Here is a 9866-nt window from a genome sequence, read left to right on the forward strand (position 1 = left end):
TCTTGCTTCAGTGCGCAGCGCCCACGCGCGCGCAGGCCTGCTTCCATTCCTCTTCGAGCAGCGCCATCAGCGCAGCGGCGGCCATGGGCCGAACCGCCTCCACGCCCTGGCCAGCCCACAGCGACAGGTAGTCGGCCCGGCCGGCCTCGTTCGACGCCTTGCGCAGGGCGCCCGTGAAGGCGTTCTGCACGGGGTAGGGCGGCACGGCCGCCTCATCGGCCTGCAGCCGGTCCATCAGCGCGTTGACGATGCCACGTGCGTGGCGCCCTGTCAGGGCGCGCGTGGTGCGCGTGTCGGTGCCCTTGGCAGTGGCCAGCGCCTGGCGGTAGGCCGCGCCGATGCCCGATTCATCGCAGGAGAGGAAGGCCGTGCCCATCTGCACCGCTTCGGCCCCCAGCGCCTGCGCGGCGGCGATGCCGCGCCCGTCCATGATGCCGCCAGCCGCGACCACCGCTACGCCGCGCGGCTGCAGCGCATCCACGCAGCGCGGCACCAGGGCCATGGTGCCGATCATCGAAGAGGCGAAGTCCCCGAGAAAGGTACCCCGGTGCCCGCCCGACTCCATGCCCGAGGCACAGACCCCGTCGGCCCCCACGTCGGCCCAGGCCACGGCCTCGGCGACCGTGGTCGCGGTGCCGATCACATAGCAGCCTGCAGCGTGCAGGCGTTCCACCTGCGCGGCACTGAGGATGCCGAAGGTGAAGCTCGCTACCGCCGGGCGTGCAGCGATCAGCGCGTCGAACTGCGCCGCGAAGTCCTCGCACCAGCGCGCGGGTGCGGCCGGCTGCTGGCCGAACTCGGCGTACAGCGGGGCGAGCCGCGCCACGGCGGCGTCCACCGTGGCCGCGTCGGGCGCGGGCGTGTCCTGCACGAAGAGGTTCATGCAGAACGGCCGGTCGGTGCGCCTGCGCACCTCGGCAGCCGCCTCGGCCATGGCTGCAGGTGAACGCATGCCACAGCCCAGCGAGCCCAGGCCGCCAGCCGCGGAGACGGCAGCCGCCAGGGCCGGGGTGTCGGAGCCGGTCATGGGGCCCTGGATGATGGGCAGGCGCAGTGAAAGGGCGGTGCGAAGGCTGCGGTCGGTCATGGCGGACTCCTTGGGGGAATTGAAAAGCGGTCAGGCTGCGGAAAGCAGCGCCTGCTGCAGGGCATCGAGCGCGCTGGAGCGGTAGCCCTTGCGCCAGGTGAGCAGGGTGTCGATACGGGTGATCGGCTGGTGGCTCAGCAGCCCGGCGTGGGGCGTCATGGCCAGCACCGAGCGCGGCACGATGCCCGCGCAGCTGCCGGCGGCCACGCAGGCCAGAATGGCGTGGTACGAGCCCAGCTCCAGCACCTGCATGGGCTGCGGCCGGGGAGCGAACCAGTCCTGCCCGATGCGGCGGTAGGTGCAACCCGGCTCGAAGACCGCGAGCGTGCCGGGCTGTACATCCTGGGGGCCGGCAACGACAGGGTGGCCGGCGGGCAGCACCAGCAACAGGTCTTCGGTGAACACAGGCCGGGTTTCGAGCGCCGGGTCCGGGGCCTGGCCCGGCGGCCACGCCACCAGTACCGCATCGAGCGCGTGTGCGCGCAGCCGCTCCACCAGCTCGCGCGTGGGTGCGGTCGACAGCTCCAGCGCCACGCCCGGCCACTGGCTGTGCAGGCGTGCCAGCGGCACAGGCAGGCGGCTCGCCGCCGTGCTCTCCATCGAACCCAGGCGCAGGCGCCCGCCGGGTGGGCCTGGACGCACTGCCTGGCGCGCTTCCTCGGCCAGCGTCAGCAGCCGGTCGGTATAGCCCAGCAGCACCTGGCCCTCGGGCGTGAGCGCCATGCGCTTGCCTTCGCGCAGGAACAGGGGGGTGCCCAGGTCCGCCTCCAGCTGGCGCACCCGGGTGGTCACGTTGGACTGCACGCGTCCCAGCCGATCGGCCGCGCGCGTGACGCTGCCTTCGGCCGCCACGGTGCGAAAGATGTCCAGGGCCGCAAGGTCCAGCAAGGGTGAAGAAAATTCAATCATCTTAAAAAAGTATGAATTACAAAAATTCAATCTCTTGGTAAGATGATATGCAACGGCATCTGCCGTGGCAACTCTTTCCGGTATCTCCCGCATGGACCAGGTGTCTTCCCCCTCCCCCGCCCGCGTGCACAGCGCTGACATGGCGCCTTTGCGGGTCGCTCTGGCCGGCATGGTCGCCCTCGCGGTCGCCATGGGCATCGGCCGCTTCGCCTTCACCCCGCTGCTGCCCATGATGCTGCACGACGGCGTGGTGGACATCGCCACCGGCAGTTGGCTGGCCACGGCCAACTACGCCGGCTACCTTGCCGGGGCGTTGCTGTACATGGCCCTGCCGTGGCTGGGCCGTCGCCTGGGCGCAGTCCCGGGCAATGCGGCCCTGGCGCGCGGCGGGCTGGTGGCCACCGTGCTGCTGACCGGGGTGCTTGCCTTTCCCTGGCCCGCATCGTGGCCCCTGCTGCGTTTTCTGGCGGGTATCGCGAGTGCCCTGGTGTTCCTGGGGACTGCCAACTGGTGCATGGGCCAGCTCACCCGGTTGGGGCGGCCCCAGCTCGCCGGCCTGATCTTCTGCGGGCCGGGGCTAGGCATCGTGGTGACCGGCCTGCCCACCGGTGCCATGGTCGCTGCGGGCTGGAGCGCGGCGGCGGGCTGGGCCACGTTTGCCGCACTGGCGGCGCTGCTGTGCGCGGCGATCTGGCGGGTGCTGCGCGGCGGCGAGGCGCCTGGGCAATCTGCGGGGCCGGCCGCCGCAGTCTCCGTGCCTGCGCCTGCAGCGCAGCGGGCACTGCACGCCGTGGCCTATGGGCTGGCAGGCCTGGGCTACATCGTCACCGCCACCTTCCTGCCCGTCATCGCGCGCGCCGCGCTTCCGGCCGGCTCGGCTTGGCCCGACCTGTTCTGGCCGGTGTTCGGCGCCGGCGTGGCCCTGGGCGCCTTTTTGTCCACGCGCATCGCACCCCACCGCGACCGCCGCTGGCTGCTGGCCGGCGCCTACCTGCTGCAGGCGGTGGGCATTGCGCTGGGGCTGCTGTGGCCGGGGCCGGCGGGCTTTGCCCTCGGCAGCCTGCTGCTGGGAGTGCCGTTCACGGCCATCACCTTCTTCGCCTTGCAGGAGGCGCGGCACCAGTGGCCACAGGCGGGCGCGGGCTTCACCGGGCTGCTCACGGCGCTGTATGGCATCGGCCAGATCGCTGGGCCGCCCATGGCGGCCGCGCTGCTGGCGCAGGCAGGCTCGCGGGCGCAGGGTTTCGACTGGGCGCTTGGTGTAGCGGGCTCGGTGCTGGTGCTGGGCGCCGCGCTCTACGCCTTCATGGCGTGGCGCTGGAAGAAGTGACCGGTAGCCGCAGCACGAAGCACGCACCGCTGGCGCCATCGGGCCGGTCTTCGCAGAACACCATGCCACTGTGGCGCCCGGCGATCGAGCGCACCAGCGACAAGCCCAGGCCCACGCCGCCCGCGCGCTCGCTGGCGCCCGGCAGGCGGTAGAAGGGCTCGAAGATGCGTTCGCGCTGGTTGGGTGGAACGCCCGGGCCATGGTCGCACACGCGCACCTCGGCATGGCCCTGGCGCCGGTGCACGACCACGCTGACCTCGCCTGTGCTGTAACGCCGCGCGTTCTCCAGCAGGTTGCGGATGGCCCGGCGCAGCAGCTTGGAGACGCCGCGCACGTCCACCGCATCGGGGCTGGCGCCCACGTCCAGGTCGGCGTCCACGCGCGCACATTCCTCGGCCGCCAGGCCCACCAGGTCGACTGTCTCCACCGTGCCCACATCGGCCTCGCGCGCGTCCAGGCGGCTGGCCAGCAGGATCTCGTCGACCAACTGGTCGAGCTCGGCGATGTTGCGCAGGATCTCGGCGCGGAACGTCGGCGAGGGCTGCTGCCCGCCCATGAGCTCCATGCCCATGCGGATGCGCGTGAGCGGCGAGCGCAGCTCGTGCGAGGCGTTGGCCAGCAGCGATTTGTGCGACTTGACCAGGGTCTCCACCCGTTCCGCTGCGGCATTGAACTGGCGCGCCAGGTCGGCCACTTCGTCCTGGCCCTGCTCGGGCACGCGCACGGAGAGATCGCCTTCGCCAAAGTGCTTGACGCTGCGCTGCAGCGCCTCCAGCCGCAGGGTCAGGCGCCGGATGATGGGGTACACCCCCGCCGCCACGGCCAGGCCCACGATGCCCAGCAGCCACAGGAAGCCAAAGGGCGGGCGGGTCCAGAAGGCCGCGTCGCCCTGGTTGGGACCGCTACCGGGCCGCCCGCCGATGCGGGGCTGGCGCGGTGCCATCTGCAGCACAAAGGCCTGGCCGGTGTCGGATTCGATGTGGAACTCCACGTTCTCGCCGGGCTCCGACGGCTGCCGTGTCGCAGGCCCCTGAAAGACGACATCGCCCTTGGCATCGCGCAGCACCATTTCGCGCGAGGGCGGTACGAAGGGCTGGTTGTTGCTCGCCTTCTGCTCCTCGGCAATGCGCCAGGCCCAGCCCACGACCAGCGTGAGCACGGCGATGCCGCCGACCACGGCGAGCCAGATGCGCAGGTACAGGCGCCGGGCAAAGGGGTTGGAAAGGCTCACCGGGCTTCAATCCTGCTGTTTGGCGAACACGTAGCCCACGCCGCGCACGGTGAGGATGCGGCGCGGGTTCTTGGCATCGACCTCGATGGCCGCGCGGATGCGGCCCATGTGCACGTCGATGGAGCGGTCGAAGGCCTCCAGTTCGCGGCCGCGCACGGCCTCCATGATCTGGTCGCGCGTGAGCACGCGGCCCGCGCGCTCGGCCAGCGCCACGAGCAGGTCGAACTGGTAGGAGGTCAGGTCGGCCGGCTGGCCGGCCACGGTGACGGTGCGCGCATCGCGGTCTATCTCCAGTGTGCCAAAGCGCAGGGCCTGGGCCACCGGCGTACCGCCATCGGTGCGCCGGCGCAGGATGGCGCGGATGCGCGCCAGCAGCTCGCGCGGCTCGAACGGCTTGGGCAGGTAGTCGTCGGCACCCAGCTCCAGGCCGATGATGCGGTCCATCGGGTCGCCCTTGGCCGTGAGCATCAGCACCGGCACCTGCGCAGCCGGGCCCTGCAGCGAGCGGATGCGGCGGCACACCTCCAGGCCGTCCATGTCGGGCAGCATCAGGTCCAGGATCACCAGGTCGGGCAGGGCGGCGGCGTCTGGCCCCTGGAGTTGCGCCAGGCCGCTCTTGCCGTCGGCGCGGTGCGTCACCACCAGGCCGGACTGGCCCAGGTACTCGCCCACCATCTCGGCGAGGCGGGTGTCGTCTTCGATCATCAGCAGTTGGGAGCTCATGGGGTCAGTGTAGTAGCGGCCTGCCCATGGTCGCGCAAAGGCGTCACAAGGTGTTGAAGCGCCTGTAAAGCTCCCGTAAACCTGCTGCCTGTGCCATCGGCTGCATTGCTATGCAATGCATAGCAAAAAATCGTCTATCTGTGGTTAGTGCCCACGATTTCGACCCGAGACGCCAGCCATACCAGCAGCAGCACGGGCACACCCAGTAGCGCGGTGGCCGTGAAGAAGTGCGCGTAGCCGAACCCATCCACGTAGCGGCCCGAGAAGCCGGCGATGAACTTGGGCAAGAGCAGCATCAGCGAGCTGAACATCGCGTACTGCGTGGCCGAGTAGCTCACGTTGGTCAGGCTCGAAAGGTAGGCGATGAAGGCCGCCGAGGCGATGCCGCTGGCCAGGTTGTCGGCCGAGACCACAGCGATCAGCGCCGTCACATCGTGCCCATGCCCCGCCAGCCAGGCAAACAGCAGGTTGCTGCCCGCGCTGAGCACGGCGCCCAGCATCAGGATGCGCATGACACCGAAACGCATGGACAGCACGCCGCCCACGAAGGCGCCCACCAGGGTCATCACCACGCCGTAGATCTTGGTCACGGCCGCGACTTCGTCCTTGGTGTAGCCCATGTCCACGTAAAAGGGGTTGGCCATGATGCCCATCACCACATCGCTGATGCGGTACACGGCGATCAGGGCCAGGATCAGCGCCGCCTGGCGGCGGTAGCGGCGAACGAAGTCGGCAAACGGTTCGAAAACAGCCGCGTGCAGCCAAGCCAACGCCGGGGCCACCGCACGGTGGACGGGGGTGCGAATCAGTGCGCTGCGTCCCCAGGATTGATCAAGCCCCACGAAGCCCACGATGGCCAACAGGCCGAAGCCCACGGGTACCACCGAAGGAAGCGTGGAGATGGCCAGCCGCACCATGCAACCCAAAAGGCCCGCCACTCCCAAGGCTGCAACTGCCAGCGGCCAGGTAAAACGCATGCCTTGCTCCTGGAACACGGCGGCGGATGCGGACAGGCGTTTCTTTTCAAGATCGAGGTCGCGGGGCATGGGCTCTTTGGACAGGAGCGAGGAGAGCATGCCAACCAGCATGGATACGGCCATCACGAGGTAGGCGGTCTGCCACGCACCGTTTTGGTAGCTGGCAGCCGGGTTTGCCACTTCGGCTCGCGCCGCTATCCAGAGCACGCCGGCGCCAGCCCAGATCATTGCCAGGCGGTAGCCCGTCTGGTACGAGGCTGCAAGCGCCGCCTGGTGGTCGGCATCGGCGGATTCGATGCGGAACGCATCCAGTGCGATATCTTGCGTGGCCGAGCCGAAGGCGACGGCCAATGCACACCAGATGATGGGCCCGAGAGCCAGGCGTGGATCCGACACCGCCATCCCCACCAAGCCGGCCGCAACCACCAGTTGCGACAACAGCAGCCAGCTGCGCCGCTGGCCCAGCCAGCGGGTAAGCAGGGGCAGGGGCATGCGGTCCACCAGGGGCGCCCAGGCCCACTTGAAGCCGTAGGCCAGGCCCACCCAGCTCAGGTAGCCGATGGTGCTGCGGTCGATGCCCGCTTCGCGCAGCCGGAAACTCAGCGTGCCCAGCACCAGCAGGAGCGGCAGGCCGGCCGAGAAGCCAAGGGTGAGCATGCGCAGGCTCGCAGGCTCCAGGTAGACGCGCAACGTCTGCAGCCAGGTGGGGCGGGGGGCGTCGGTCGGCGCAGCGGATACGGTCGATGCGGTCGGGATAGGGGAGGTGTCTGACATGGGTACCTGGGTTTTTGTCTATTATTCCTGCATGTGCATGCTTTGCCCCTCTCCTTCCGCCACGCCGTCATCGATGTGGTCCGCGCGCCGCGCTTTTCTTCTGGCGGCGGGGACGGGTGCCATGGCCCCGGCCATCGCGCAGGTGGACGTGGGCACATCCTCCACCCTGCGCAAGCTGATACCGGCCGAGACGCTGGAGCGCTCCGCCGCGCAGCAGTACCAGCAGATGCTTGAACAGGCCCGCGCCAAGCGCGCGCTCGCGCCCGATGACTTTCCACAGCTGCAGCGCCTGCGCGTGATCGCCCAGCGGCTGATCCCGCACACCAAGCCCTGGAACGAGCGCGCAAGCCAGTGGCGCTGGGAGGTGAACCTGATTGGCAGCAAACAGATCAACGCCTTCTGCATGCCCGGTGGCAAGATCGCCTTCTACACCGGCATCCTCGACCAGCTCAAGCTCACCGACGACGAAGCCGCGATGATCATGGGCCACGAAATGGCCCACGCGCTGCGCGAGCATGCGCGCGAGCGCCTGGCCAAGACCCAGGCCACCAACATTGGCCTGCGCCTGGGCTCGCAGCTGCTGGGCCTGGGTGACCTGGGCAATGCCGCCGCCAGCCTCGGTGGGCAACTGCTCACACTGCAGTTCAGCCGCTCGGACGAAAGCGATGCCGACTTGGTGGGCTTGGAGCTGGCCGCGCGCGCGGGCTACCAGCCCGATGCGTCGGTAAGCCTTTGGAAGAAGATGGGCGGCGCCACGGGCAGCAAGCAGGGAGGCCTGGCCTTTTTGTCCACCCACCCCTCGGGCCCGGCACGCATCCAGCAGCTGGAGCTCAACGTGCCCAAGGTGCAAAAGCTGTACGAAGCGGCTCGAAAGGGTTGACGGCTGATCAGCCTGCCGTGACGCGGTTGCGGCCGTTGTTCTTGCTGTGGTAGAGCGCCTGGTCGGCCCGTGCAATGGCCGCTTGAAGGTCGTCGCCATGGGCCACCTGCGCTACCCCGAAAGACATGCTCAAAGGTACCGGCTGGCCCTGGCAGTCCATCTGGATCTGCTCCATCGCCATGCGGATGCGCTCGGCGACTTCCATGGCGGACGCCTGGGGGCTCGCCGGCATCAACGCCAGGAACTCCTCGCCGCCCCAGCGCGCGATCACGTCGCTCTCGCGCAGGTTGCGCGCGAGCACGCCGGCCACGGTCACCAGCACGCGGTCACCCATGGCATGGCCGTGGCGGTCGTTGACCTGCTTGAAATGGTCGATGTCGCACAGCAGCAGTGCCACCGGTTCGCCGGTGCGCTGGGTGCGGTTCAGCGTGTGCCCGGCCAAGGTGTGGAAATGCGCGCGGTTGTTCAGCCCGGTCAGCGCATCCAGCGTGGCCTGCTTGAGCAGCCGGTTTTCGGCGATGAGGATGGTGCGGCGGTAGAACGCCGCCAGCGCCGCAAACATGCCGAAGACGATGCACACGTGGATGGCGTTGACCACCTGCTGGCCCTTGCCGGTCAGGGGCGCGAGGGCGCCCCAGTGGTCGCAGGCAAGGCGCAGGCCCAGGTAGTAGGTCAGCAGTGCCAGCACGATCGGTACGGCGTAGCGGCCCGAGTTGGCAATGACCACGGCCGGTATGAACAGCAGCAGGTAGTAGTGAAAGCCGCTGTCCCAGCCCACCAGCAGCGAGCCCAGTGCCGAGTGGAAGATCACCTCCAGCCAGATCAGCGAGATGCCCGCCGTGTTGCGCCGCCGCTTGATGAGCGCGTAGGCGCCCAGGTACATGCCGATGCTGGCCAGGTTGACCAGCGCCAGCGGCACCGAGCCCAGCCAGAGGAAGAGCAGGATGTAGCCGCAGTCAATGGCTGCGGCCGTCAGCGCCACCCGCTGCGCCATGGCCCAGTAGGCCTTGCCAGCAACGCTGGAGCCGCGCTGTGGAATGGCGAAGGGGCGGGGAGGATGGGCGGTGGGAACGGTGCTTGCAGGGTATGCCATGGCGGGACGATGCCCGGCACGCGCCTCCGACCGCCGGGATTGTTAACAGAATGTCACATCTTAAAAAGTTGCAATGCAGCGCATCGCCGGATCAGGCGGGGCAAAGCATCCCAATTCTGCGTTACCCGCAAAGGGAGGGACTCAGGTGCCGCCGACGTAGGGATTGCTCTTGCGCTCGCGGCCGAAAGTGCTCTCCGGGCCGTGGCCGGGAATGAACACCGTCTGGTCCCCCATGGGCCACAGGCGCCCGGTGATGCTGTCGATCAGGTCCTGGTGGTTGCCCTGTGGGAAGTCCGTGCGCCCGATGCTGCCCGCAAACAGCACATCGCCCACGAAGGCCCGGTCGATCTGCGGCGCGTGGAACACCACATGGCCCGGCGTGTGCCCAGGGCAGTGGCGCACGTGCAGCGTCTCGTTGCCGATCTGCACGGTGTCGCCATCGGCCAGCCAGCGCGTGGGCGTGAAATGCTGCGCGGGCGGAAACCCGAACATCGCGCTTTGATCCGGCAGCGCATCGATCCAGAACTGGTCCCCGGGGTGCGGCCCCACGATGGGCAGCGACAGGCGCTCGGCCAGTTCGCCCGTGCCGCCCGCATGGTCAATGTGGGCGTGGGTGAGCCAGATCTGGTCGAGCGTGAGGCCCAGGCGCTCCACCTCGGCCAGCAGCACGTCGAGGTCACCGCCGGGGTCGACGATGGTGGCCTTGTTCGTGGCGTCGCACCAGAGGATGGAGGAGTTTTGCTGGAAGGCGGTGACGGGGACGGTGAGGTAGTGGAGCATGGGTGGGTTGTTTGTTGCTAACAAAGATTGGCTTTTGCTAACGGAGACTGGTCAGGTAGTTAACAAAGAATGGCGAGGAGCT

The 9866-nt window shown here is 68.8% G+C and carries 9 protein-coding genes; 2 read left to right on the forward strand and 7 right to left on the reverse strand.

The window, feature by feature from the left end:
• Positions 1-7 precede the first annotated feature (7 nt).
• Together ACSQ3Y_RS03425 and ACSQ3Y_RS03430 are read right to left on the reverse strand one after the other, a co-directional pair.
• The gene (locus ACSQ3Y_RS03425) at positions 8-1087 is read right to left on the reverse strand and encodes an NAD(P)H-dependent flavin oxidoreductase (protein ID WP_436176449.1); all 1080 of its coding nucleotides are present in this window, start codon (positions 1085-1087) and stop codon (positions 8-10) included.
• A gap of 30 nt (positions 1088-1117) precedes the next feature.
• Complete coding sequence (locus ACSQ3Y_RS03430; RefSeq protein ID WP_057202735.1) at positions 1118-1972, reverse strand: LysR substrate-binding domain-containing protein; 855 nt, start codon at positions 1970-1972, stop codon at positions 1118-1120.
• Positions 1973-2087: 115 nt separating this feature from the next.
• On the opposite strand from ACSQ3Y_RS03430, the gene ACSQ3Y_RS03435 reads away from it, so the two are divergent.
• Positions 2088-3326 (forward strand): YbfB/YjiJ family MFS transporter, encoded by a 1239-nt coding sequence (locus ACSQ3Y_RS03435; RefSeq protein ID WP_436180078.1) that lies wholly within the window; start codon positions 2088-2090, stop codon positions 3324-3326.
• Here ACSQ3Y_RS03435 and ACSQ3Y_RS03440 read toward each other — a convergent pair.
• The 3 genes from ACSQ3Y_RS03440 to ACSQ3Y_RS03450 form a co-directional block, all read right to left on the reverse strand.
• Positions 3301-4557 (reverse strand): HAMP domain-containing sensor histidine kinase, encoded by a 1257-nt coding sequence (locus ACSQ3Y_RS03440; protein WP_057202656.1) that lies wholly within the window; start codon positions 4555-4557, stop codon positions 3301-3303. The genes ACSQ3Y_RS03435 and ACSQ3Y_RS03440 overlap by 26 nt on opposite strands.
• 6 nt (positions 4558-4563) lie before the next feature.
• Positions 4564-5280, reverse strand: a complete 717-nt coding sequence (locus tag ACSQ3Y_RS03445) for a response regulator transcription factor (protein ID WP_057202655.1) — start codon at positions 5278-5280, stop codon at positions 4564-4566.
• A gap of 134 nt (positions 5281-5414) precedes the next feature.
• Positions 5415-7031 carry an AmpG family muropeptide MFS transporter gene (locus ACSQ3Y_RS03450; protein WP_436176450.1) on the reverse strand — a complete coding sequence of 539 codons (1617 nt, stop codon included), beginning with the start codon at positions 7029-7031 and terminating at the stop codon, positions 5415-5417.
• A 37-nt stretch (positions 7032-7068) separates the two neighbouring features.
• Here ACSQ3Y_RS03450 and ACSQ3Y_RS03455 point away from each other — a divergent pair, with 37 nt between their 5' ends.
• Positions 7069-7911: a M48 family metallopeptidase gene (locus ACSQ3Y_RS03455; protein ID WP_428002795.1), complete on the forward strand. Its 843-nt coding sequence runs from the start codon at positions 7069-7071 to the stop codon at positions 7909-7911.
• 7 nt (positions 7912-7918) lie between these two features.
• On the opposite strand, the gene ACSQ3Y_RS03460 is transcribed toward ACSQ3Y_RS03455, so the two are convergent.
• Together ACSQ3Y_RS03460 and ACSQ3Y_RS03465 are read right to left on the reverse strand one after the other, a co-directional pair.
• On the reverse strand, positions 7919-9004 hold the full coding sequence (locus ACSQ3Y_RS03460) for a GGDEF domain-containing protein (protein ID WP_436176451.1): 1086 nt from the start codon (positions 9002-9004) through the stop codon (positions 7919-7921).
• Positions 9005-9145: 141 nt separating this feature from the next.
• Positions 9146-9784: an MBL fold metallo-hydrolase gene (locus ACSQ3Y_RS03465; RefSeq protein ID WP_057202653.1), complete on the reverse strand. Its 639-nt coding sequence runs from the start codon at positions 9782-9784 to the stop codon at positions 9146-9148.
• Positions 9785-9866: the final 82 nt, after the last annotated feature.

It is taken from the genome of Acidovorax sp. LjRoot66, from assembly GCF_964253305.1.
GTDB lineage: Bacteria > Pseudomonadota > Gammaproteobacteria > Burkholderiales > Burkholderiaceae_C > Acidovorax.